Below are 23,239 nucleotides of genomic sequence, written 5' to 3' on the forward strand. Positions count from 1 at the left end.
CTTGAGTAAAGAGGCGATCGCTTTATGGACATGGATTTAGACGATTAGATGATCTTGGCAGCCCGCAGACCGAATAATAAACCCACAGCCAGGGCGAAGAATATACCTAAAAAGCCGATGTAAGCAATAACTCCCAACATTTCTGTAATTTTCCCAAAAATAACTAAAACTATTGAAACATTTATTGAGATAGAATACAGCCTACAGAAGTGAGTGGCTAGTGGCTGGTGGCTAGATATGAGTTTTATTCTAGTCACTACTCACCAGTCACCAGCCACTGATAATTGATAACTGATATGCATGTAATTGACGTAAATATACCTCAGCAGGCTTATAAAATCGCGATCGCAGCGCCAGGATTGGATCGTCTAGGTGAGTGGATGGGCGAACTCAACTTGGGGAAAAAGGTTTTGCTGGTTTCTAACCCAGCGATTTTTAAACAATATGGAGAAAGGGCGATCGCTTCTTTGCAAGCGGCTGGTTTTGATGCCACTAGCTGTATCCTCCCAGCTGGAGAACAATATAAAACCCTTACCTCAGTTCAAAAGATTTATAACGCAGCCCTAGAAAAGCGCTTAGAACGGTCTTCAACCTTGGTAGCTTTAGGTGGTGGTGTGATTGGCGATATGACGGGTTTTGCCGCTGCTACGTGGCTGCGAGGAGTTAATTTCGTTCAAGTTCCTACTTCTCTGCTAGCAATGGTAGATGCAGCCATTGGCGGGAAAACTGGCGTGAATCACCCCCAAGGCAAAAATTTGATTGGGGCATTTCATCAACCAAGATTGGTTCTCATCGATCCGCAAGTCCTGCAAACTCTTCCCGCGAGAGAGTTTCGCGCGGGAATGGCAGAGGTAATCAAATATGGTGTGATTTGGGATGCAGAGCTATTTGCCCAGATGGAACAGAGTAAGCGCCTAGATCAAATGCGCTACTTGGGTGCAGATTTACTCCAAAATATTCTCAACCGTTCTTGTCAAGCAAAAGCTGATGTGGTGAGCAAGGATGAAAAAGAAGCAGGACTGCGGGCAATTCTTAATTACGGTCATACTATCGGTCATGCTGTAGAAAGTTTGACTGGTTATCGTGTCGTCAATCACGGCGAAGCCGTAGCGATAGGAATGGTAGCCGCCGCTCAAATTGCTGTAGCACTAGGAATGCTTTCCTCAGAAGATGCTAGCCGTCAAGATGCATTGATTCAGAAGGCTGGTTTGCCTACACAGTTGCCAACAGGGATAGATATTGAAGCAATTATAGATGCTTTGCAAACTGACAAAAAAGTCAAAGACGGAAGAGTAAGGTTTATTTTACCGACTCAAATTGGTGCGGTTGAGATTAGCGATAAAGTATCGGCAGATACAGTGCGTCAAGTATTGCAAAAAATGGTAACAGATACTGGGGAAGTCACAAGTTAAAAGATAGAAGTCAAAACATTTGGAATTTGCCACTGCACTTGTATTCTTGAGTTTTTTCTAATACAGGAATATCATTTGACATTAATGCGGGCAAATGTTTCAAATCGAAAAAGTCTAATGCCAATGATTCTCCATCCAAGCAAGCTAATTTTCCTTTCCAGTCGGTAGCGTGCAGAATCAAAATAAAGTTTTGAACGCGATCGCCATTTGGATAAGTTACGGTTTCTATTTTAGGATTAGAACTGAATCCCACTGCTTCAAAGCGTTTAACACATAAAAATGTATTGGTTGGGTTCTAGGAAGTACCAAAATTGCTAGCGGAATGCTGCTTAAATATTTTTGAAACTACCACAAAATCAACAATAAAGCGATCGCCTTCACCTGCAAAGTTATTGAGGTTGTTGTCGTTTTAACTTTTAACTTTTGACTTTTGAATTACTTACCGTTTTGCTACCTTTAAATACGCTGTCGGATCTTCTGCTACCCATCCCAAATCGGAAGCGTAGCGAATTTCAAAATGTAGGTGAGGTTGGGTAGATGTAGGACTACCTGTAGTCCCTACCGCCCCTATTACCTGCCCCGATTTTACAGTTTGACCAGCTTTAACTTTTAGATCTCTCAGTTGAGCGTAACGGCTTTGTTTACCCTCTTGGTGGTTAATGACGACTAAATTGCCATAAGCCCCTTGTTCGCCAGCAAACGCTACTGTTCCCGTGCCTACTGCTCTCACAGGGGTTCCAATGGCGGCTTCTAAGTCTAAACCACTGTGAAAGAAAACTTTTCCCGTACTAGCATTCAACTGCCAGCCATAAGCCAAAGCTACTGTCGCTGCTTTTGGCAAAGGATACTCTGTTAGAATCCCTTTGGCAGTATTAGTAGGCGGTTGGGGCGACCAATTCACCCCAGGAACGAAAACCTCTTTGGCAACTGGTTGACAGCCGTTGGCTTCAAACAAGACATCAGAACGAACTTGATACCTTTCGGCTAGCTGCTGCCATGTTTCTCCTGGCGTGGCATTGACTTTGATGCCGTTATAGGGAGGAATGACTATCTTACTGCCAACTGGCAACTTTCCATTTGGTAGATTACGACTTTGCAAAATGGGATTCATTCCGATCAAAGTAGCTGGAATAAGATTGTATTGTCGAGCTATGCTGTCTAAAGTATCGCCTGGTTTGACTGAATGGCGAATTAGGCGAGATAAAGCAGCTGGGGGACAAGTTGTCGTCTGACTAGTGCCGTTCGGATTGGCTTGAGCCATTATTGGAATAACACATTCTAAAAGTGTTGCTAGTAGGAGTAGCCTCCAGCACGAAATCTTAAGGTGGAAGGCGTGTAAGGCTATTGCTCGATCGCACTTAGTAATTAGCATCTACGTTTCTGGCTATAGGCGCAAAATTTATGGGTTTGTCGTTAAAAACGCTGGCTTTCTCTTCTACTTTACTTGTCTTGGGTGGTGGTGCTGGTTTTTGGGGCAGTCGCTATGTCGATTTTCACTTCTCTCCCCAACCGAAAACGATTTCTGTTGCCGTACCACCAACTGCTTCAGGAGGACAAACACCGTCAGTGGGAGGGTTAGCAGTAGCAGGCGATCGCAATTTTATCGCTACTGCCGTCCAGCAAGTGGGACCAGCTGTCGTGAGAATTAATGCAACCCGTAAAGTTGCCAATCAATTACCCGAAGCCTTCAACAATCCTCTATTCCGCCGCTTTTTTGGCGGACAACAACCGATTCCCGACGAAAGAATCGAACGCGGAACTGGTTCTGGATTTATTCTCAGTCCTGACGGTCGGCTGTTGACTAACGCCCACGTCGTTTCCGAAGCACGTACGGTTCAAGTCACGTTGAAAGACGGTCGCACTTTTGAAGGCAAAGTTGTCGGTGTCGATCCGGTGACGGATGTTGCTGTTGTCAAAATTAACGCTCGTAATTTGCCGCGAGTCAAGCTTGGTAACTCAAAAAATTTAATTCCCGGGCAGTGGGCGATCGCGATCGGCAATCCTCTAGGCTTGGATAATACCGTCACAATTGGCATTATCAGCGCTACCGACCGCACGAGCGCGCAAGTTGGCGTACCGGATAAGCGCGTTACATTTATTCAAACTGATGCGGCAATCAATCCTGGTAATTCTGGCGGACCCTTATTAAATACTGAAGGGGAGATCGTGGGTGTCAACACGGCAATTCGTACCGATGCTCAAGGACTCGGTTTTGCCATTCCCATTGAAACTGCTGCCCGCGTTGCCAATCAGTTATTTAGCAAAGGACGCATTAGCCATCCTTTTTTGGGGATTCAAATGATCGATTTAACCCCCGCATCAAAAACTGAAATCGCTCAGGAAACCGATTTAAAGGTTGAAATCGATTCTGGCGTACTCATCGTGCGCGCGATCGCTAAATCTCCGGCGGCGCAAGCTGGACTGCGGGCGGGAGACGTGATTCAGAAAATCAACGGCAAGACGGTAGCTAAATCGTTGCAAGTCCAAGAACAGGTGGAATCAACAACCTTGGGAGCAACTTTGACACTAGAAGTCAATCGCCAGGGTGTCATTCAGACTTTTCATGTCAAACCAGGCGCTTATCCCGCCAACGAACTCAGTTAGGCTTGTAGCGCTTAATCTCCACCATTAGGCTCTTGAGGCGAGGTAGCGGCATCAGCTAAATTTTCTAGCTGCATTCTTTGTTCCATTTGCCGCAGAAAATAGCCTGTCATCATGGCTGATGCTAAAATTCCTGCTAGATTCTCGCGATCGGTCACGATTTTCACGTTGAATTGCTCTGAAGGTAACATTCCTACCAGCCCTTGGACGTTTTGGGAGATGATTTGTTGAATGTCTGGGCTGACAGACTTAGCAACGCGGGCTAGAATTTCCGGCGATTGCTGCTGGAGATATTTCAACAATGAGTTAGCTTGAGTTTCTTCGCGATCGCTCAAAAAGTCAGGATTAAAGGTCATAAGCAGTGTTTTGTTGCTGTAGTATCGAATCTATGGGATTGAGGATTTTTCTATACTAAAAACTAATAACTAAGTGCTAATATTTTAGCTATTGTAGCTTTCACGCTATGGCAACTCATTTTCTTTACCTGCGCTGGGAATGCGGTTTGCTTTACCGCTCGGTCAAACTTTCCTGCCTGGGTGAGAGCTAGAACCATTTTTGGTACGTCCATTAATCCCGATCTCTAGATCCAACACTCGGTTTTGGTGTTTTCTCAACTAGAGCCAGACCTCTTGCAGGCAAACCTTGCGGACTAAAATATTAATTTTTTTTACTGATTCATTAAATAAATTGTATCAGATGTTTTGAGGATCGAATAGAGAGTTTACCTCCTCAAACTGGAGCAAGATCGCAAAAAACTGGCATAAATAAGCAAAATGCTACTATCGATCGGAAAATTGAGTCATTTTACTTGAAAAAAGCCATAAGAAAGAGATATTTGCCTGACTCCTTCTATTTGCTCAACTAGAGGACTTGCTTTCAATATCCTCAGCTATCTTCCAGATCGTCACCCAGCTCTAGCTGCTGATATTTAGATTGCCGCTCTTTAACCGGATGTCCTTGCCCCAGAAGTTGTGGTAGTTGCTCGATTTGGAAGTATTGATGAAATTTTTCGGTTAATTGGAGTAGGGAGGAGCGAGAATCTGACTGGCGGCGTTTGCGGACGAATCCTTGTTCTACCAATTCTTGAACGTGTTGGTAAGCACTAGAGCCGCGCAGCTCGACGAGTTGATTTTGAGCAATTGGGCTGTGAAGGGCGATCGCTGCTAACGTGCGTAAAGCCCCCACTCCGAGTTCGAGAGGAATTAACCTGTGTACCAAGTCCTGAAAACCAGAGCGCAATTGCAGGCTATAGCCTGTAGGTGTTTCGACGACCTCTAAGGCGCTGTCACGACGGGCGTAATCTTCAATCAGTTCGATCAGTCCTTCTTCAACCGTAGGGCGATCGCACTGGGCGTATTCGGCAATTTCTGCGACTGATAGCGGTTTGCCTTTTAAGTAAAGAATTGCTTCGATTTGAGTTGATAATTTGCGATCGGGAGTCGGGAGTCGGGAGTCGGGAGTCGGGAAAGAGCGTGGTGCGTGGTGCGTGGTGAGCGATCGTTCTCCCTCAGCTCCCTCAGCCCCCATTCTTCGAGAAGGGCTATTCTCCGAGAAGCCACCCTTCGGGTGTCTACGCCCTACAACTCCCTCAGCTCTCTTTTCCACTGGTTCTTCTGCGGGCGGGTTTAGCTGAATTTTTTGTTTGTCTTTAGGCATATCTGTTAAACCCGCCCCTACAAATCCCTACTCCCTAGTTATGCTACTTGGGGTTGAACTAATTTGTCTGCACCCTGGATGACTTTAGCTGATTCGATTTTGTCACCCGCTTTCAGCTTTTCTAGGACTTCTTTACCCTCGGTAACATAACCAAATACAGAGTAGCGCCCGTCTAGTAAGTTACGTCCGGCTGGAGTTAGTTCTGGCTCAAACAAGAAGAAGAAAAATTGGGAAGAACCACCATCAGGCTCAAATTCCGGTCTTGCCATTGCAACTGCACCGTAGGCAGAAAAGGGCAATACTGGTTCGTCAGTGTAACGACCGGCTTGTTCTAATGTTACGCCGTATGTAGGTTCCGAATCGCCTTTGACCAGAATTTCTAAAGGAACGGCACGGTACTTACCCGTGTTGGGGTCGATAAAACCTTGGTCTTTCCCAGGGGGATCGCCTGTTTGCAAAACGTAGGAATCTTCAGCACGGATGAATTCTAATCCGTTGTAGAAGCCCCGTTGAACCAGATCGACAAAATTACCTGCGGTGACGGGGGCGCTGTAGCCGTCTACAACCACAGTAATGTCACCTTTATTGGTTTTAAATGCGATCGTTGCCCGTCCTTTGAGTTGAGGCAAGTTAGAGTATTGAGCGGGAACTTCATAGGGAAATTCTTTGACCATCAACTCTTCTAACTCGCTAACTAAATTGAGTATGTTAGCGCGTTCGACCCAGATATTTTCTTTATCTTTCTTATCTGTTGCTTCTTGAAGTTTGGGAATGCCATCTTTAATTTGAGCAATTATCTTTTCTGCTTGAGGCTGGCGTTCTGCGGGAACGCTACTCAGAATTTTTTCAGGATTAGAGATTGCCCTAGAAGCGCCTTTGAGGTCGTTAGCGATCGCACCCCAACGGCGGTTGGCTCGCAGTTGATTGGCAATATCTTCTAAACTTGCTTGCAGTTGCCTGACGGGTTGGTTGTCAATGGGCAGGGCATAACGCAACAAAGCTCTACCATCAGTGATGGCATTTCCTGCTGGTAGTGCTGCGTAGGAGGTAGGAGTCCAGACTGCTATACTCAGACTCCAACAAAACGCGATCGGCATTATTGCGATCGAAATATTTTTTAGCCAGCGTTGGCAAAATTTTGTCATGATCTAGCTCTTATAAGGGGTATGCTGCGAGGGATTTTTGCTCTCCATCACCGCAGTGCGATGGTAGGGCGCGGATACGCGCAACGCGATCTTCGCTCATAGCTTCGCGCATAACTTAGTGAGACCCGATCGTCATTTTGCCATAGTAAGGGGCGAGGAGCGAGGAGTGAGGAGTGAGGGGAAGAAGAGAGTTGGGGGAGTTGGGGAAGATGGGGGAGTACACAAGGGAGAAAATTCTCCCTTGTGTACTCCCACACTTCACACACTTCAAACACTTCACACACTTCACACACTTCACACACTTCACGCACTACGCATACTCGCGCACCACGCACCACTCTTTCCCTCGCTCCTCACTCCTCACTCCTCGCTCCTACCCCTTACCGAAAGGAGGTAAAATAGATTGCCGATTGTCCTGCATGATGAGTGAGTCTATTGTTCCATGATTTCTAGTAATGACTTTCGACCAGGCGTAAGTATTGTCCTAGATGGATCTGTTTGGCGGGTGGTGGAATTCCTTCATGTAAAGCCAGGGAAAGGCTCGGCTTTTGTGCGGACAAAGTTAAAAAACGTCCAGTCTGGTAGCGTAGTGGAACGAACCTTCCGTGCTGGTGAAACAGTTCCCCAAGCCAATCTAGAAAAGAGTACGATGCAACATACCTATAAAGACGGCGATGATTTCGTCTTTATGGAGATGGAAACCTACGAGGAAGCGCGATTGACGGCTGCACAAATTGGCGATCGCGTCAAGTATCTCAAAGATGGCATGGAAGTGAATGTCGTCCGCTGGGACGAACAAGTGTTGGAAGTAGAATTGCCGAATTCTGTCGTGCTAGAAATCGTGCAAACCGATCCTGGCGTGCGGGGTGATACGGCTACAGGTGGTACTAAGCCCGCTGTTGTTGAGACTGGTGCTACTATCATGGTTCCTTTATTTATTACTCAAGGGGAACGCATTCGGATCGATACCCGTAACGATACTTATCTCGGTCGGGGAGAATGATTGCTTTTAGGAGTCATTTGTCATTTGTCATTGGTCATGAGTGGAATGACAACAAATGACTGATGACTGATGACAAATGACATTGAAGAGGGATTTGCTGTGTCACTGGATTTAAATGAAATACGTCAACTATTGTTGGCGTTAGATCGAACTGAAATTGAGGAACTCACCCTAAAAACTCAGGAATTTGAACTGACAGTACGTAAGGGTACGGGTATTCAAAGTACTGCACCTGCATCTGCCGTAGCAGGAGAAAGCAGTAACCTAACTGCAACGGAATTACACTTCGACTCTGCTAAAATGCCTGCTGGCATGGATTCAGTTTCTCGCCGAGTTGATTCTACTGCCGTCAATTCCACCACAGTCTCGATGGCTGCGTCAGCTCCCATAGAACAAAAGTTTGCGGAAATTCCCTCTCCTATGGTAGGAACTTTTTACCGCGCTCCTGCCCCAGGCGAAGCGCCATTTGTAGAAGTTGGCGATCGCATTAGATCCGGTCAAACTGTCTGTATTATCGAGGCGATGAAGCTGATGAATGAAATTGAAGCCGAAGTATCTGGACAAGTCATGGAAATTTTGGTGCAAAATGGCGAACCAGTGGAATACGGACAGCCACTGATGCGCATAAACCCCGATTAATGGTTAACTACTTTAATTACCAGTTAACTATTTGGCATCACTGCCAACTATCTTGCGACATCTTTCTACGGGTCAGTTCTAATGAAATTAACCAAGCCTGTACCTCCAGAGGTTATGCAACAAGTAGCAGAGTATTTCAGCTTGTTAAGCGAACCAATGCGCCTACGGCTGCTCAGCCTGTTACGCGATGGTGAAAAGTGCGTTCAAGAATTGGTGGATGCAACTCAGACTAGCCAAGCCAACGTTTCCAAACATTTAAAAATCATGTGGCAGGCAGGCATTCTCAGTCGCCGTAGTGAAGGCACTTCCGCCTACTACCGCGTTGAGGATGACATGATCTTCCAATTATGGAATCTTGTCTGTCATCGACTTGCTACCCGAGTCGAACATCAAGCCCGCCAATTTCGGGTACTCAATGGCAATGGAAAACGTTGAGGGGTTAACTATGCCACAGTTTGCTACCAGCGATCGCACAGATCGAGCGATCGCTGCTAATTTAATAATTCTTATCAAATGTAGCAGGCTAAAGTGTAAAGTTTTCTCCTAAACTTTGGCGCGTCAAAGGTTGCTCTAGCTCTAAGCCTTCGCCGCCCAAAACTTCCAGCGGCTCTCCTTCCACCTCAATCCAGACTTTAGCATTTGGATCGAGACTTGTTGCCGTGTAAATCACCTGTGCTACTCGCCCTGTCATAGCAGTACTACCGCCGCCAGCGGTGAAATCTTCTGATAAATTGACGTGAATTCCATCTTTCTCCACCTTTAGATCCCGCAGTGTTGTTCCTTTGGGAATGGTAGTACTGACAGATCCATCTTTTGGACCAGAGAGTAAGTTATCAAAAGCAGTTTTTAGAGCAGCCGTAGGCTGTTTTTTAATGTCAGCCGTTGTGGTGGCTGTAGTCGCAATCAGCTGCTGTCGTACTCCACTTCCCTTGAGCCAAAAGACTTCTACCTGTTGTTGTGCGACTGGTGGAGTTTGTGGCTTTGGCGCTTCTTGAATCCCACTAATTGGTGGCGCAATTGGTCGAGTTGGTTTTTGGTTCGATTGCCAGTGCCACCAAGCTGCGCCGCCTCCTGCTGTCACTGCTACTGCCGCAATTCCTGCAACTAAGCCGCTAACTGGAATTCGGCGATTTTGTTGTTGTTTAACCATAGGGATAGTTCTCCTTGGGTGGACGCGAGATCGATGAGATGAGGAGGCAAATTAGCAAATTATATATTAGCTGAGTCTATAACTTAGAATTCTGCAATGAAGGATTCTGCAACAAAGAGGAAGACGGATCGACGCGCACAAAAGTCACCAGATCTAATTTTTGGGCTGCTACTTTTAATTGTAAGATTCTCACTTGCAGTCCGTACACTTCCAGGCGACGGAAATCGAGTTCTTGGCTGAGATTCATGGCGATTTCGTCTACGATATTCTGAGCGACTGCTTCCCGATCGACTGCAACTGTTGGTTGAACGAGTTGAATTTGTCGCCCTCCTTTTACTGCCAATCCTGACTCAGCGACAATTGCTAGTGGTTCGTCGTCATTCTCTGCGGCTAGTTGGACTTGAAAGCGCAAGCGATTGTTGGCTAATAGTTCTAGTCGTGGATTGACAAACTTATAGTTAGAGCTAGACTCAGCGCGATCGCCCCCCAACTCTGGAATCACAAATTCCTGGATTTGCGCAATCAAGGTAGGTAAAGCTTGGTTGAGGTCTGATTGCTCTAGCAGCAAATGCACTCCTGCATGGAGCGATCGCCGTAATTTGAGCTTTTGCTTTCCTAGACTGCGCGGATCGACATCAACTGGATCGGTTTCTAGTTCTAAAGCAGCAATACGAATATTCTGCTGCTTTAGTCTTAATCCTCGCCCAGCCAAGCGTACCTTTTCCACCTTTCCTTGTATAAGTTGGTAACTAGGTGCATTGTCTACTCGCACTTCTAGCTGCTCTGCGTGCTGTAATTGAGAGCGAACAGCATTTTCTGCCGTTCGATCTACAACTAACCCTGCTGGAGTCACTAGACCAAGTATGCCAGACAGAAGAATCGTAAAAAATTCCATTATGCGTTCATTTCAAGGCATTTAGGCTATTTTTAGACTTTGATCTTAAGTTTCAGACTCAAACTATACTAGGTTTTTGTATTTATCTAAATTCTTAAGTTTAGCTTAATCAGCGAGCAGTGGCGCACGACTACATGCCCGCATGAGAAGTAGGTGGCAAGGGGCAAAAGGCTTCCTTGCGCTCTTATTTTCGACTTATGTACGGGCGGGTTTAGCAAATCGGTTGAAAGCCAAAGCTCGAAAATTTTGGTCAAAACCCGCCCCTAATAACTTACGACTTCTCCCCATCTCCGCTCTGAAGATGATTAGTACCGTTTGACATCCTCTCCCGCTAAGCTCCTTTCGTCGCTGTAGTGGGAGATTCCAAAGATCGCTCTTTGGGCTTCCTCTTTCCGCGACTCGACTTGCTTGAAGGAGTTTCCTCACCCAAGTATTGGTCGATATCTCCAGAGGCGTTTCCTAGTTCAAGACTAGAGCTTCCGATGTGCCCCACCGTAGCCAATGCCTTCTCTAACACGTTTCTAGCAGCATTCCAATCCCGATCCTGAATATGTCCGCAATTGTTACAAATATGCGTTCTCACACTCAAAGATTTCTTGACAACCTCGCCACAGTTCGAGCAATTTTGAGAAGTGAAATGGGGTGGCACGGCAACCGTTACGACCCCGAACACTTTCCCAAAATACTCAAGCCATGTGCGAAAAGTCGTCCACGCTGCATCATTAATCGATTTGGCGAGATGTCTATTCTTGACCATGTTCCTCACCTTCAAATCCTCGTAGGCTACCAAGTCGTTAGACTGGATTACGCACCTTGCCAACTTCACAGCAAAGTCCTTACGTTGTCTACTTACTTTGAGGTGTTTCCGAGCAAGCTTGTTTCTAAACTTAGCTCTATTTTTCGAGCCTTTCTTAGTTTTGGACATCCGACGCTGCAATCGTTTCAAAGACTTTTCGCCATACCTTAAATGTCTTGGATTTTCAATTGTTTGCCCAAAACTATCTGTATAGAAGTGGGTCAATCCAACATCCAAACCGATGGTTCTAAATGTTGGTTCTCGTTTCTCCAAACGTTCTTGGTCGATACAAAACTGCAAGTAGTATCCGTCTGCGCGACGCACTATCCGCACTCTTTTGTACTGCTTCAACTGATAAAAATGCAAGTCACGGGTTCCCCACATTTTGAAAGTTCCCGCCTTAAAGCCATCAGTAAAAGTGATATATCTTCTGTCATCAGAAAGTTTCCAGCCACTAGTTTTGTATTCAACAGAACCATGAGTTTGTTCTTTCTTAAAACGTAAATATCCTTTTTTACGCGGATTGACAGCAAACTCAATCCCAGTGGAAATAGAAATCGCAGATCGACAGCACCATGTGATGCCTGTGTGACGCGCTGATTTAAATCCACGACAGCATTTGCTATACCCACAGCAGCAATAGATTTATCACCTGTCAAAGTGGTAGTCTCAGCAAAAACGGCAGCGGCGAGTTGCAATATTCGCGCGTTCGAGGTAGCGGGATCTAAGCTTTCGACGCTGGCGATCGTGACTTGTCCTTGCGTCAGGGTTCCAGTCTTGTCGAAGACAACTGTATCAATTTCTGCTAATAATTCTAAAGCGCGTCCGCTACGAATCAGAATGCCTCGTTTCGCCGCATAGGTAAGGGCGGCTAGAACTGTGGTAGGAATAGAAACCCGAATTCCAGTACACAGATCGAGGGTGAGAATACTGGCTACCCTAGCAGGATTGCGAGTTGCAGCGAAGACGATCCCGCTTAAAAGTAATGTCGGTACAACAGCTTGTTCGGCTATTCTAGCGGCGTAATTCTCCATCCTAGTATCGTGGATGGGGGCTTCTTGGATTAATTTGATGCTCTGTCCGGCGCGGGTATCGGAACCAACCCGTTCGGCTCGGATGTAAATCCGTCCTTCTCGTACCAGGGTGGAAGCGTATACGGGTTGTCCTTGATGCTTCAGTAAGGGCATAGATTCACCCGTAAGCTTCTGCTCGTCGAGTAAGGCTTTTCCACGTAAAATCGTGCCATCGACGGGAACTTGTTCGCCGGGATAGACAATGACGGGATCGCCTTTTTGCACGTCTTGGAGAGGAATTTGCTGTTTCTTGCCGTGACGTTCTACCCAGACAAATTGTCCCAGGCAACTGAGTAAGTCGAGCGTTTGGAGTTCGTTAGAACGTGCTGTGCGATCGCGAATTTGTTCGCCAATCTTGATCGGACTTAACATCAACGCTGGAGTGAGAAATTTCCCTTGTAAGCTAGTGATGGCGATCGCCATAAAATCGAGAAAATCGATATTGAGTTTGCGCTCTTGAGTTATTCCGATTAGCGCTCTTTTGGCTACGGGTAAGGTAGCAGCCGCAATACTTCCGGCGACAATTAAAGGCGGGATCGGTAAACCTATCGGTCCCCCCACAACGGCGAATATGGTTGCTAGGGCGGCGAATTGCCAAGTTGAAGCCGAATCGGTTTCCTCTATGCGAACCTGTTCTTGCTTGGGGTGAAGCGCGATGGCGTTGCTAGCAGCTTGAATTAGACTCACCAAGCGCGAATGCATTTTAGCTGTAGCGATCGCACTGGCTTTAAAGGTGACAACTAACGATGCTGCCGAGCGGTTTATCCTACTACTAGTAATTAGAGTATCGGCATCGAGCAAAAACTGAAGCCGACGAGCGTAACCATCGTCATATCGCAATCTTGGCACGCGCAACCGCACTCGTTCGGCTAAAACATGAACCACAGTATAAGAAACCAAGGGAAGGCGATCGCTAGTTAGTTGATGACGATCGGTTAAAGTCAATTTTTTCTGTTTCTCCGGCACAGTTACTAGAGAAACTCGACTGGGAGGAGGTTGAAGTGGTACTGATGTTTGTGTCATTCAATAACTTGAGTCATCTATTCAGTTACTCAATTTCAGTTTGCAGGTTATCGATAGATTAAATTTAGTTTAAGCATTGCGGAAATTTAACAGAAATTCATAATTTTTTTGTCTAATTGTAAGCCTCCTGCGTAAAAATGCTTGCTAGAAAAATTCAGCGATCGCTATATGACAATTGAGTTAGAAATTGTAATTTTTAATACAACTTTTACTGAATAAAATTTCCTACTAATGATAGATTTTCTAAGTTAAATTTCTTTTCAGAAATAGCGAATTACCTAATGCGGAACTTTTTCTTAGCCCCCTTGAAAAGGGGGTTTGGGGGATCGCAGGACTACGTCACGCACCCAAAGATTATGAAAGGGGGAACAATAGAAAGTTGCTCCCTTGTCTCCCTTGTCTCCCTTGTCTCCCTGCTTCCTAATAACTGACATACACAAAGCCAGCTCAAAAGACATTAAATATATTTACAAAAAGTTTTAAGCTCTGTTGCAAATTTGCCCGATCTGCTGCCACCGTCGCTAAAACGGGCAAAAGACCGTGATACGATGCATTTTTAGCGATTTGAAGTTTGGGAGAAAAACTTTGACTCTACGGGTTGCTGTCGTTGGTTCGGGTCCAGCAGGTTCATCCGCCGCAGAAGTCCTAGCCAAAGCTGGCATCGAGACTTACCTAATTGAACGCAAGCTGGATAATGCCAAGCCTTGTGGCGGTGCGATTCCTCTATGCATGGTGAGCGAGTTTGACCTCCCACCAGAAATTATTGACCGTCAGGTACGACGGATGAAGATGATTTCCCCCTCTAACCGCGAGGTGGATATCAATTTGGTTAATGAAGACGAATATATTGGAATGTGTCGCCGCGAAGTGCTGGATGGATTCCTGCGTAATCGGGCGGCGCAGTTGGGCGCAATTTTAATTAATGCCACAGTTCATAAACTTGATTTTCCGACAAATAGTAAAGAACCCTATACCATCCATTATGTAGACCACTCAGAAGGTGGGACGCAAGGTGTTGCCAAAACTCTGAAGGTGGATTTGGTGATTGGCGCTGATGGGGCAAATTCTCGGATTGCTAAAGAAATGGACGCGGGGGACTACAACTTCGCGATCGCATTTCAAGAGCGCATCCGGCTGCCTCAGGATAAAATGGCGTATTACCAAGATATGGCGGAAATGTACGTTGGTAACGACGTTTCTACCGATTTCTACGCTTGGGTATTTCCTAAATACGACCACGTAGCCGTAGGTACGGGGACGATGCAGGTCAACAAAGCCAGCATCAAGCAGCTACAAGCTGGTATTCGCGCTCGTGCGGCGAGAAAGTTGGCTGGGGGTCAAATCATTAAAGTTGAGGCGCACCCCATCCCCGAACATCCCCGTCCCCGTCGCGTCGTGGGCAGAATTGCTCTAATTGGCGATGCTGCTGGTTACGTCACGAAATCATCAGGTGAAGGAATTTACTTTGCGGCTAAGTCTGGGCGGATGTGCGCCGAAACGATTGTGGAGTTTTCCCAAGCTGGTAGCCGCATTCCTACAGAAGATGACCTCAAGGTTTATCTCAAGCGTTGGGATCGGAAGTACGGCATAACGTACAAGGTGTTAGACATTTTGCAAACTGTTTTCTACCGTTCCGATGCAACTCGCGAGGCATTCGTGGAGATGTGCGCCGATTTAGACGTACAAAAGCTAACGTTCGATAGCTATCTCTACAAAACTGTGGTTCCAGCTAATCCCATCACTCAGTTGAAGATTACTGCTAAAACGATTGGTAGTCTAATTCGGGGTAATGCTTTAGCTCCTTAATTGGGGCGATCGGTTTTTGATTTGTAGGGGCGTACAGATGTGCGTCCTTACATTTTTTTTGCTTACGTTAAGCAATGCGTAGCAATTCTAATTGATTTACCAACATTTTTCTGTAGAGACGTTACATGTAACGTCTCTACATATGATGGGGCGATAAATATTTTGAGAATGCTTTGAGCAGGATTGCTTATTTTTATTTCTTAAGTTATTATTTTTTTAATTTAGGATTACAAATAGTTTCAGTTTTAAAAAATCAGACTATATTTCTAGTATAAAAAATATAATATCAGAAAAGTAAACAAATGCAGATGAAAACAACTGCATTTTCTCCTGAAAACTAGAGCAAACAATCAAAGTTAACTCTAGCTATTTTTGTAAAAATATGGACTTATTCGTGACTGCTCCCGTGAGCTACAGCCACTTCCTCTAGTTGCTCTACGCTAGGTAGTTCCAAGCAGTAGCCCGCACCATAAACAGTTTTGATATAGCGAGGGTGGCGTGGATCTGGTTCTAGCTTGGTTCGGAGGTGGCGAATGTGGACGCGAATAGTTTCAATGTCATCGTCAGGATCGTATCCCCAGACTTCCTTGAGAATGTCGCTAGGCGAAACAGTCTGTCCGTGACGCTGAAGCAAGCAGTGGAGTAACTCAAATTCTAGGTGAGTCAATTTGACAGTTTCAGTAAACCAGATAGCTTCAAAACGCTCTGGAACCAGAGTTAGAGGACCGTAGTTGAGGATCTCGCTATGCTTGGCTGCTTGAGGAATGCGATCGGTACGCCGAAGTAAGGCACGGACGCGAGCCAGCATTTCTTCAACTTCAAACGGTTTCGTCAAATAGTCGTCTGCACCTGCATTGAAGCCTTCAACCTTATCTTGGGTTTGGCTTAGGGCTGTGAGCATGAGTACGGGAATTTCAGCCGTCCGTTCGTCGCGCCGCAAACGCTGGCAAACTGTAAAGCCGTCTACTCTAGGTAGCATCAGATCGAGCATAATTAAGTCTGGCTGCAACTGGAGTGCGAGAGCCTGTCCCTTAATTCCGTCTTCTGCTTGACTGACATCATAGCCAGCCATTTCTAAGTTCACGGCAACCAATTCGGAGATTGCTGGATCGTCATCAATTACAAGTATTCGTGCCATTATTATTAAATCAGATTAACAAATGTTAATGAACAATAAGAACCTTGGGCAGATACAAAGATTGCTGTACTGATTATACGGATGATTCTAAAGATTAGCTATCGCTCATGTGGTGAATGTTGTAACAAAGTGATGAAAATTGAATGCGATCGCCGAGTTTGAGAGACAAGAGGCGATAGACAAGAGGGAAGAATTCGCTGACAACTGACAACTGATAACTGATAACTGAAATGCATCGAGGAAAATTGAATTCTGACTTTACGCCGCCTTGGTGGTTGCGCAACGGCTTAGCCATGACGGTTTACACTGCGCTTTGGGCAAGCAAAGACTGGGAAAAAACGACTAGCCACCCAGAGCCGAATTATGAAGCAGTTATATTTCACGGTGCTGGGGAAGTACCAATCTTTGGTTGGGTAGCAATTCCTGAAAATCCCAAAGCCACGATCGTTGGGACTTATGGTATTACAGGTACTTTGGAAAATCAGTGGTTTTTAAGACTTTTAGGACGCAAAGCTTTTGCTCAAGGCTATGCTGTAGTGCTATTTGACTGGCGGGCGCACGGTAAAACAGCTCAGTTATCGCCAACTTTAACTTCTGATGGGTTATACGAAGGAGAAGATTTTGTTTGCATCGCCGCTCAAGCAAAAGCAATGGGTTGTCCCGCACCATTTTGGTTTACAGGCTTTTCCCTCGGCGGGCAATTGGCTTTGTGGGGAGTGAAAGCAGCGCAGACGTGGGGAATCAGTGACCAGTTACCAGTGACCAGTGACCAGTTGCCAATTAGCGCCCGACTCCCGACTCCCGACTCCCTACTCCCGCAAGACATTGCTGGTGCAGCTGTTATCTGTCCGAGTTTGGATTCAAATCGATCGCTATCTTATTTGGTGAAGCACCCATTGGGGAGAAAGTTGGAACAAACGATCGCCAAGCAGTTGAAAAAATTGGCTTGGCAGATCTACGAGGCACACCCAGGGGCGATCGATGCGGCGGCGATAGAAAAAACTAATAGTATTTGGGGCTTCGATAACGAATTGGTAATTGAGAAATTGGGGTTTCCTTCAGTAGAGGCTTATTACGAGGCAAGTAGCGGTTTGCATATATTGCCGCAGTTACAAAAACCGACGCTGATTATTTATGCTGCTAACGATCCGATGTTCGATCCGGCAATCGTGCCAGACTTGCAAGCAGCGTGCGATCGCAATCCTCAGCTCGATTTACTATTAACTCGCTACGGCGGACATGTCAATTACATGAGCGATCGTGCCTGTCAGCAGCGTTTTGCCGATCCCGATCCTTGGTGGGCGTGGAATCGAGTTTTGGAGTGGATTGATAGTTATAGTAGGGAGCAGGGATGAGCTGGGAGCAGGGAGCAGAGGAGAATTTAGATATATTATTCTTTTCTCTAGCTTTCGACTTTTGACTTTTAACTTTTGACTTCTTCCTTGTCTTCTCTACTGCCTACTTTTAGTCACACATCCAGCAAGCCATATTTTTTCTGTAAATCGAGCAATTTCATTCTGGCTTCTCCAGCATTGTCGGCTAAATCGGCAAACTCGATAAATCGGCGTAATTCTTTGCGCAGAAGATTGCGTTCGACTTCCCATGTATCGCGATTTAATTCTGGGGGCAAAACGATCGTGTCGAATAATGTAGCGCGTTCTTTACCTGGATGAGGGCGTAAAATTCTGCCGCGTCGTTGTACGAATTGGCGCGGATTACTGCTACTAGCCAGAATGACAGCGGTTTGGATGGCAGGAATATCGACACCTTCATCTAAACAACGAATTGCTACTAAACCTTGCAGTTCTCCTGTTTCAAATTGACGGCGCAATTTTGTCCGTTCTGCTAAAGAGGTGTCAGCGGTGTAAGTGTTGACGCGATAGCCAAGTTCCACTCCTAACATTCTGATGACAGATGCAATCTGGCGATCGCTTGTCGAGCTACGCTCATCTTCAGTCGTTCCATCGCCGCAATAAAATAGAGTGTGGGATGTATCGCGACGGTTTCGCATTAACTGTCGTAAAGCATCAATCTTATTAGCTGCTGCGCCAACTAATCTAGCTCTCTGCATCAATAATGGCGTAATATCGCTATCTGCACCGTTTTCTTGGGATGCGATCGCCCAGCCAATTCTCGTTGTCAGTTTTACATAGGCTTGCGCTTCGGTAGCAGTCAGATCTACCAAAATCGGATAGTAAAGATAGCGGACTAATGCCCCTTGTTGAATGGCATCAGCTAAAGTGAGTTCTGGTTGTAGGACTGTTCCAAAGTAGTCAAAAATAAATTCTGTGCCTTGCTCGTCGAAGTGTCTTTCTGGTGTAGCAGATAAACCCAGGCGCAGTCCGATTTGGCGGGGTAGACTTTGTTCTAAACGAGGCGCACCGAGGTTATGTGCCTCATCGCCAATTATTAGGGTTTTTTCTGGGAAATATTTCAATTGAGATTGAAAGCCTTCACCAATTAGAGTTGAGTTGGTCGCGATGACAGTAACAAAGGGCTGACTGCCAGCGCGGACGTTATATAGTCCTGTAGATAGCTGACTTTGCCACTGTCGAAGACTTTCAAAGGCTAAAATCGGCTGCAAACCAAATTTTTCGGCTTCTGTCGCCCATTGGGTGACGAGATGACGATAGGGACAGACAACGATTAAAGCTTGCAAGCCAATTCTTTGATAGAGTTCGCAGGCGATCGCTAAAGCTGTAATTGTTTTACCGCTACCCGTTGCCATTTTCAACGTTCCCCTACCGCGATTGGCAAACCAATTAGTCATGGCTTGGCGCTGATAAGATCGCATCTGTAGCGCTCCGGGTATTCTCGGACATCCCGGAATAGGTAGGGATTTTGGTGTCGTCTGGGGTTGGTACTTGCCCCGTTCTTCCCTGGCAACAACTAATTTTAACTGCGATCGGGCATCAAGCGGGTATTTGACTGAACTCTGCGTAAGATACATTGACTTTAAATCCCATCTGAAGCAATGCGCTTGAAGAACAGAAGTATGACTGGCTCTAATGTCATAATTTATACCTTTATGGTAGTATAGTTTTCTATCTACAAAAAAGTTTGTCACAAATAACTCAAAATGAATCTACCAGGATCGATATTGGTAGCCACTATCATTTGAGCCTACATTAGTTAGTTCGTAGCTGCTCAAAGCCTATGCTTAAAATCAGAGTTCGACGTGCTGTTTTTTTTTCTCGGATTCTAGTATAATTTGCCATATCAAATTTCAAGATCGACCGTAAAAATTTCATGTGACTTCAAAGCTGAGATCGATAAATTCTATACGAGTTCTAGTTGCATACTGGTAGCGATCGCTGCTACAGATTGTGCATGCAATTAGTCAGGTTCAATTTCAATACAGGTTATCAAAAATAAAAAAAATACAAGCGATCGAATAAAATTGTGTTTGATTTGAAGAGAGTTAAAGCTTAAATTTAGCTTCCCAAGTAAACTTTGTAAAGTCTATTTTTTCTAGTGGTGGGCTTCATCCGAAGCGGAGTCAGTTTAAAAATAAAGATGCTCAGCAACAACACAGATTGCAGTTTAACCGAAGACAAGAAAAGCTCAAATGCCATCGATCCACTTCCTCCAGATGTAGCAAGACCGATTTGGTCTGTGATGATTCCCATATACAACCGCACAACATATCTGGAGCAAGCGATCGCCAGTGTTATAGAGCAGACGCGAGAATATGCAGCAGAGCGAATTCAAATTGAACTGATTGATAATTGTTCTACTAACCCTGAGATTGAATTTCTGATTCAGCGATTAGCTAAACAGCACAGAATTTCTGTTTACAGACAGCCTCAGACCGTCAGCATGGTTGAAAATCTCAACACTTGCATTCGTCGCGCTCATGGTCATTTAATTCATATTCTGCACGATGATGATATTGTTTTACCAGGATTTTATCAGTCTTTAGAAGCAGCATTTACCCAAGAACCAAGTATAGGTGCGGCGTATTGTCGGCACGGACACATTGACGAGAACAATCGGCAGCAAAATTATTTATCTTCATTAGAAAGAAGTACCTCTGGTATAATTCATAACTTCCTAAAACGCATTGCAGTATACTCGCTTGTCGATCCACCAGCGATGGTAGTTAAGCGCAGTGTTTACGAACACTTGGGTGGCTTTCGTCCAGAATTGTATGGTGCTTGCGACCACGAAATGTGGCGGAGAATTGCTGCACACTACCCTATTTGGTTCGAGCCACAAGTACTAGCTTGTTTTCGCGTCCACTCTAGGTCTCAGACTTCTGCCTTTGTGAGAACGGGAAAAAACATTGTCAATATGCGTCAGAGTATTGAAACTACCCGCTCGTATTTACCAAAATCCACAGCCGAGCGCATAGCAAAACGAGCGATGGAAGAATGCGCCTTATATGCTTTAAGAAATGCTTTCAGAGTGCTTAGTAGAGGCGATCTAACCGCTACAAAAGCTCAAATTCGAGAAGCTCTCAAGTGTAGTTACTCCTTAAAAGTCATAGCTGCACTATTCCTAGTGCCTTTCTTAGCTGTAGCTAGTAGCCTCAAGCGATATTTGGAGCGGAATAGGGAGTAGGGAGCAGTTATCAGTGACTCCTGACCAGTGACCAGTGAAGAAAGGGTGTGGGGTGTGGGGATTTTGGATATTGAATTGATTTTCCCCTCTGCTCCTCTGCTCCCTGCTCCCTGCTGCCTACTCCCTGTTCCCTAGTTATAGCCGCGCCACACGCCTAAGAGAACGCCTTGCAGTTGGACTTGCTTGGCGGCGATCTCTATCGGCTTGTATTTAGGATTAGCGGGTTTGAGCGTCACGCGATCGCCACGAAGATAAAAGCGTTTTAAAGTCGTACCGTGTCCGTCTACCCTAGCTGCAACGATCGTGCCATTTTTTACCTGTTCTGGACTAGCAACTGGACGCATGATTGCGAGATCGCCTTCAGTAATTAAATCTTCAATCATGCTGTCACCAATCACCCGCAATGCAAAAGTTGCAGGTGGTAAAAATAGCTTTTCAAAATCTAGGTGTTCGACAGCATCGGTAAACGGTTCGACCAAACCGCCAGCTGCGATCGCACCTAGAACTGGGATACTTTGTTGGGGAGAATGGGATTGTAAAATGCGGATCGTTCGTGCTTTACCTTCCGTCCATTCAATGTATCCTTTGGCGCGTAAATGTTCCAATCGACTTTGCACGGGTGCAGGCGATTTCAAATTCATCGCTTGCATCATCTGGCGAATTGAAGGTGAATGCTGGTATTGCCGCACGTATTCTGCTAACCAGTCATATAGTTCTTGTTGAGCTACCGTTAGGGGTTCCATAGTTTAGTGTGTTTCAATCGCGATATAGACCTCTTAGAACAGTCGTACTACAAAATTGCCCCTAATGGCAAAAAAAAGTTTTTATTTGGTAATTGGTAATTGGTAATTGCTCCCCCAGCTCTCTTATCCCGACTCCCGACTCACTAAATTCCCAACAAACTAGCTAGTAAAGCTTTTTGAGCGTGCATTCGATTTTCAGCTTGATCCCAGACTTTGGAGTGAGAACCTTCTATGACATCAGTGGTTATTTCTTCGCCGCGATGGGCTGGGAGACAGTGTAAAACGATCGCCTCTGGATCGGCAAGACTTAACAATTGTTCGTTGACTTGGTAGGGTTGAAAGATTGGAATGCGGGAATTAGCTTCTGATTCTTGTCCCATGCTCGCCCAGACATCGGTATAAATGACGTGCGCTCCTTTAGCTGCTGCTTCTGGATCTTCTGTTACGGTAATTTCAGTTTCTGGTAAGGCGATCGCTTTGGCTTGCTCGACAACTTCTGTTAAAGGTTTAAAATCGGCAGGAGTAGCAATTCTGACATTCATACCTACCAAAGCACAGCCCAGCAGCAAAGAATGAGCGACATTGTTACCATCACCTACATAAGTCAAAGTTAGTCCCTTCAAGTTGCCAAAACATTCTTCTACCGTCAGCAAATCTGCCAAAATTTGACAAGGATGTTCGCGATCGGTGAGAGCGTTAATGACAGGAATTTTGGCATAATGGGCAAAAGTTTCGAGTTGTTGCTGCTCAAAAGTTCGAATCGATAGAATATCCAAATATCGATCTAAAACTCGTGCTGTATCTTCTACAGGTTCGCCACGGCTAACTTGGGTTGTTGTGGTGTTAAGATCGATTACCTGCCCCCCTAATTGATACATTGCTACAGTAAAGCTGACGCGAGTGCGGGTGGAAGCTTTGTAAAATAGTAATCCTAAAACTTTATTGCACTGAGGCTTTAGCTGTCCTGATTTTAACTGCGCTGCCAGTTGTAGCAATGCTGTCACTTCCTCTGAAGTTAAATCGGCAAGACTTAGTAAATCTCTTCCCTTCAACTCTGCCATGCTGCCTGTGGTGAATAAAGAACAGTGAGTAAGAAGCTGTCATAAACAAAATTTGACACAGCCTACCTCGTTTCGATTTTTCGCTGTGCCAAAAAAGTACTGATTCTTTAGAAAGTAGCAGATTTTTGGCAGATAGAACAGTTGATTCTTAAGTTCGTGTGGGAAATAGACGACTCCATGTTTATCAAAGGAGGTAACTCCATATCCGACTTAACTGTTGCCCCCTTTTTGAGCGAGGGGATCGAAAACTCGACATAAGCTCTACATAGGCTTTCACAGTCTTGCTAAATGCCGACCAAGTTTGCTAATATAGGACACTGTGCTGGTGTAGCTCAGTGGTAGAGCAGCTGATTTGTAATCAGCCGGTCGCAGGTTCAAATCCCGTCACCAGCTTTTTTTCCTGCCCCTTGCTAGAAAAGTATTTTAGCCCCTAGTAAGCGCGCTCGTCAGAGTTAGGGGCGCATACTATGCTCGTGACGCGCTCTCGACACCAGCGACTTAAATCGGACACAACCGTACAAAAAACATCACGATC

Annotated in this window: 21 protein-coding genes, 1 tRNA gene and 2 pseudogenes; 9 read left to right on the top strand and 15 right to left on the bottom strand. The window is 45.4% G+C overall.

Translation table 11 applies throughout. From position 1 onward, the window contains the following. Positions 1-44: 44 nt before the first annotated feature. Positions 45-140, bottom strand: coding sequence for a cytochrome b6-f complex subunit PetL (petL, locus tag N4J56_RS41145; RefSeq protein ID WP_410500553.1), 96 nt, complete (start codon positions 138-140; stop codon positions 45-47). A gap of 156 nt (positions 141-296) precedes the next feature. Between petL and aroB the strand changes: the two genes are divergently transcribed. Beyond that, complete coding sequence (aroB, locus tag N4J56_RS20565; RefSeq protein WP_317108136.1) at positions 297-1,412, top strand: 3-dehydroquinate synthase; 1,116 nt, start codon at positions 297-299, stop codon at positions 1,410-1,412. 10 nt (positions 1,413-1,422) lie between these two features. Here the strand turns inward: aroB and N4J56_RS20570 are convergent, their stop codons facing one another. Beyond that, a complete protein-coding gene (locus tag N4J56_RS20570) occupies positions 1,423-1,665 on the bottom strand; it encodes a hypothetical protein (protein WP_317108137.1) in 243 nt (80 codons plus the stop codon). A gap of 186 nt (positions 1,666-1,851) precedes the next feature. Beyond that, positions 1,852-2,673 (bottom strand): M23 family metallopeptidase, encoded by an 822-nt coding sequence (locus N4J56_RS20575; protein ID WP_317108138.1) that lies wholly within the window; start codon positions 2,671-2,673, stop codon positions 1,852-1,854. A 140-nt stretch (positions 2,674-2,813) separates the two neighbouring features. On the opposite strand from N4J56_RS20575, the gene N4J56_RS20580 reads away from it, so the two are divergent. Beyond that, positions 2,814-4,016: an HhoA/HhoB/HtrA family serine endopeptidase gene (locus N4J56_RS20580; protein ID WP_317108139.1), complete on the top strand. Its 1,203-nt coding sequence runs from the start codon at positions 2,814-2,816 to the stop codon at positions 4,014-4,016. An 11-nt stretch (positions 4,017-4,027) separates the two neighbouring features. Here N4J56_RS20580 and N4J56_RS20585 read toward each other — a convergent pair whose 3' ends face one another. The 3 genes from N4J56_RS20585 to N4J56_RS20595 form a co-directional block, all read right to left on the bottom strand. After that, positions 4,028-4,369 carry a DUF760 domain-containing protein gene (locus N4J56_RS20585; RefSeq protein ID WP_317108140.1) on the bottom strand — a complete coding sequence of 114 codons (342 nt, stop codon included), beginning with the start codon at positions 4,367-4,369 and terminating at the stop codon, positions 4,028-4,030. Between the two features lie 529 nt (positions 4,370-4,898). Continuing rightward, a complete protein-coding gene (scpB, locus tag N4J56_RS20590) occupies positions 4,899-5,426 on the bottom strand; it encodes an SMC-Scp complex subunit ScpB (protein WP_410500554.1) in 528 nt (175 codons plus the stop codon). A 281-nt stretch (positions 5,427-5,707) separates the two neighbouring features. After that, a complete protein-coding gene (locus tag N4J56_RS20595; RefSeq protein WP_317108142.1) occupies positions 5,708-6,814 on the bottom strand; it encodes a peptidylprolyl isomerase in 1,107 nt (368 codons plus the stop codon). Between the two features lie 442 nt (positions 6,815-7,256). On the opposite strand from N4J56_RS20595, the gene efp reads away from it, so the two are divergent. The 3 genes from efp (at position 7,257) to N4J56_RS20610 (ending at position 8,891) form a co-directional block, all read left to right on the top strand. Continuing rightward, complete coding sequence (gene efp, locus N4J56_RS20600; protein ID WP_317108143.1) at positions 7,257-7,817, top strand: elongation factor P; 561 nt, start codon at positions 7,257-7,259, stop codon at positions 7,815-7,817. A gap of 69 nt (positions 7,818-7,886) precedes the next feature. Continuing rightward, positions 7,887-8,456: an acetyl-CoA carboxylase biotin carboxyl carrier protein gene (gene accB, locus N4J56_RS20605; protein ID WP_317108144.1), complete on the top strand. Its 570-nt coding sequence runs from the start codon at positions 7,887-7,889 to the stop codon at positions 8,454-8,456. An 81-nt stretch (positions 8,457-8,537) separates the two neighbouring features. Further along, positions 8,538-8,891, top strand: coding sequence for an ArsR/SmtB family transcription factor (locus N4J56_RS20610; protein WP_015155914.1), 354 nt, complete (start codon positions 8,538-8,540; stop codon positions 8,889-8,891). A gap of 88 nt (positions 8,892-8,979) precedes the next feature. Here N4J56_RS20610 and N4J56_RS20615 read toward each other — a convergent pair whose 3' ends face one another. The 4 genes and pseudogenes from N4J56_RS20615 to N4J56_RS20630 form a co-directional block, all read right to left on the bottom strand. After that, positions 8,980-9,606 (bottom strand): GerMN domain-containing protein, encoded by a 627-nt coding sequence (locus N4J56_RS20615; protein ID WP_317108145.1) that lies wholly within the window; start codon positions 9,604-9,606, stop codon positions 8,980-8,982. 76 nt (positions 9,607-9,682) lie between these two features. Further along, a complete protein-coding gene (locus N4J56_RS20620) occupies positions 9,683-10,501 on the bottom strand; it encodes a DUF2993 domain-containing protein (protein ID WP_317108146.1) in 819 nt (272 codons plus the stop codon). Between the two features lie 331 nt (positions 10,502-10,832). Further along, a pseudogene (locus tag N4J56_RS20625) lies at positions 10,833-11,819 on the bottom strand (RNA-guided endonuclease InsQ/TnpB family protein); the annotation flags it as partial. A gap of 158 nt (positions 11,820-11,977) precedes the next feature. Beyond that, positions 11,978-13,393 (bottom strand): annotated as a pseudogene (locus N4J56_RS20630) (HAD-IC family P-type ATPase); the annotation flags it as partial. 585 nt (positions 13,394-13,978) lie between these two features. On the opposite strand from N4J56_RS20630, the gene chlP reads away from it, so the two are divergent. Beyond that, on the top strand, positions 13,979-15,199 hold the full coding sequence (chlP, locus tag N4J56_RS20635; RefSeq protein ID WP_317108147.1) for a geranylgeranyl reductase: 1,221 nt from the start codon (positions 13,979-13,981) through the stop codon (positions 15,197-15,199). A gap of 388 nt (positions 15,200-15,587) precedes the next feature. Here chlP and N4J56_RS20640 read toward each other — a convergent pair whose 3' ends face one another. After that, the gene (locus N4J56_RS20640; protein WP_106171513.1) at positions 15,588-16,337 is read right to left on the bottom strand and encodes a response regulator transcription factor; all 750 of its coding nucleotides are present in this window, start codon (positions 16,335-16,337) and stop codon (positions 15,588-15,590) included. A 94-nt stretch (positions 16,338-16,431) separates the two neighbouring features. Continuing rightward, on the bottom strand, positions 16,432-16,632 hold the full coding sequence (locus N4J56_RS20645) for a hypothetical protein (protein ID WP_317108148.1): 201 nt from the start codon (positions 16,630-16,632) through the stop codon (positions 16,432-16,434). Here N4J56_RS20645 and N4J56_RS20650 point away from each other — a divergent pair. Beyond that, entirely contained in the window at positions 16,568-17,692 is a 1,125-nt protein-coding gene (locus N4J56_RS20650; RefSeq protein ID WP_410500363.1) for a YheT family hydrolase, read from the top strand. The two genes, N4J56_RS20645 and N4J56_RS20650, sit on opposite strands and share 65 nt — an antisense overlap. A 113-nt stretch (positions 17,693-17,805) precedes the next feature. Here the strand turns inward: N4J56_RS20650 and N4J56_RS20655 are convergent, their stop codons facing one another. Beyond that, entirely contained in the window at positions 17,806-19,287 is a 1,482-nt protein-coding gene (locus tag N4J56_RS20655) for a DNA phosphorothioation system restriction enzyme (protein WP_317108150.1), read from the bottom strand. 566 nt (positions 19,288-19,853) lie between these two features. Between N4J56_RS20655 and N4J56_RS20660 the strand changes: the two genes are divergently transcribed. Then, positions 19,854-20,900: a glycosyltransferase gene (locus N4J56_RS20660; RefSeq protein ID WP_317108151.1), complete on the top strand. Its 1,047-nt coding sequence runs from the start codon at positions 19,854-19,856 to the stop codon at positions 20,898-20,900. A gap of 131 nt (positions 20,901-21,031) precedes the next feature. Here the strand turns inward: N4J56_RS20660 and lexA are convergent, their stop codons facing one another. Then, positions 21,032-21,643, bottom strand: coding sequence for a transcriptional repressor LexA (gene lexA / locus N4J56_RS20665; protein WP_039714178.1), 612 nt, complete (start codon positions 21,641-21,643; stop codon positions 21,032-21,034). A 143-nt stretch (positions 21,644-21,786) separates the two neighbouring features. Next, positions 21,787-22,704 (bottom strand): ornithine carbamoyltransferase, encoded by a 918-nt coding sequence (gene argF, locus N4J56_RS20670; RefSeq protein ID WP_317108152.1) that lies wholly within the window; start codon positions 22,702-22,704, stop codon positions 21,787-21,789. A gap of 321 nt (positions 22,705-23,025) precedes the next feature. Here argF and N4J56_RS20675 point away from each other — a divergent pair. Further along, positions 23,026-23,097 (top strand) — tRNA-Thr (locus N4J56_RS20675). Positions 23,098-23,239: the final 142 nt, after the last annotated feature.

The organism is Chroococcidiopsis sp. SAG 2025, from assembly GCF_032860985.1.
Taxonomy (GTDB): domain Bacteria; phylum Cyanobacteriota; class Cyanobacteriia; order Cyanobacteriales; family Chroococcidiopsidaceae; genus Chroococcidiopsis.

What these genes read in the sequence shown, in the direction of transcription:
- accB (WP_317108144.1), top strand. Translation starts at nt 7,887, where the DNA reads ATGACAAATGACATTGAAGAGGGATTTGCTGTGTCACTGGATTTAAAT.
- N4J56_RS20650 (WP_410500363.1), top strand. Translation starts at nt 16,568, where the DNA reads ATGCATCGAGGAAAATTGAATTCTGACTTTACGCCGCCTTGGTGGTTG.
- N4J56_RS20640 (WP_106171513.1), bottom strand. Translation starts at nt 16,337, where the DNA reads ATGGCACGAATACTTGTAATTGATGACGATCCAGCAATCTCCGAATTG.
- argF (WP_317108152.1), bottom strand. Translation starts at nt 22,704, where the DNA reads ATGGCAGAGTTGAAGGGAAGAGATTTACTAAGTCTTGCCGATTTAACT.
- petL (WP_410500553.1), bottom strand. Translation starts at nt 140, where the DNA reads ATGTTGGGAGTTATTGCTTACATCGGCTTTTTAGGTATATTCTTCGCC.
- N4J56_RS20575 (WP_317108138.1), bottom strand. Translation starts at nt 2,673, where the DNA reads ATGGCTCAAGCCAATCCGAACGGCACTAGTCAGACGACAACTTGTCCC.
- N4J56_RS20580 (WP_317108139.1), top strand. Translation starts at nt 2,814, where the DNA reads ATGGGTTTGTCGTTAAAAACGCTGGCTTTCTCTTCTACTTTACTTGTC.
- efp (WP_317108143.1), top strand. Translation starts at nt 7,257, where the DNA reads ATGATTTCTAGTAATGACTTTCGACCAGGCGTAAGTATTGTCCTAGAT.
- N4J56_RS20620 (WP_317108146.1), bottom strand. Translation starts at nt 10,501, where the DNA reads ATGGAATTTTTTACGATTCTTCTGTCTGGCATACTTGGTCTAGTGACT.
- N4J56_RS20645 (WP_317108148.1), bottom strand. Translation starts at nt 16,632, where the DNA reads ATGGCTAAGCCGTTGCGCAACCACCAAGGCGGCGTAAAGTCAGAATTC.
- N4J56_RS20610 (WP_015155914.1), top strand. Translation starts at nt 8,538, where the DNA reads ATGAAATTAACCAAGCCTGTACCTCCAGAGGTTATGCAACAAGTAGCA.
- N4J56_RS20660 (WP_317108151.1), top strand. Translation starts at nt 19,854, where the DNA reads ATGCTCAGCAACAACACAGATTGCAGTTTAACCGAAGACAAGAAAAGC.
- N4J56_RS20655 (WP_317108150.1), bottom strand. Translation starts at nt 19,287, where the DNA reads ATGTATCTTACGCAGAGTTCAGTCAAATACCCGCTTGATGCCCGATCG.
- lexA (WP_039714178.1), bottom strand. Translation starts at nt 21,643, where the DNA reads ATGGAACCCCTAACGGTAGCTCAACAAGAACTATATGACTGGTTAGCA.
- aroB (WP_317108136.1), top strand. Translation starts at nt 297, where the DNA reads ATGCATGTAATTGACGTAAATATACCTCAGCAGGCTTATAAAATCGCG.
- N4J56_RS20615 (WP_317108145.1), bottom strand. Translation starts at nt 9,606, where the DNA reads ATGGTTAAACAACAACAAAATCGCCGAATTCCAGTTAGCGGCTTAGTT.
- N4J56_RS20585 (WP_317108140.1), bottom strand. Translation starts at nt 4,369, where the DNA reads ATGACCTTTAATCCTGACTTTTTGAGCGATCGCGAAGAAACTCAAGCT.
- N4J56_RS20595 (WP_317108142.1), bottom strand. Translation starts at nt 6,814, where the DNA reads ATGACAAAATTTTGCCAACGCTGGCTAAAAAATATTTCGATCGCAATA.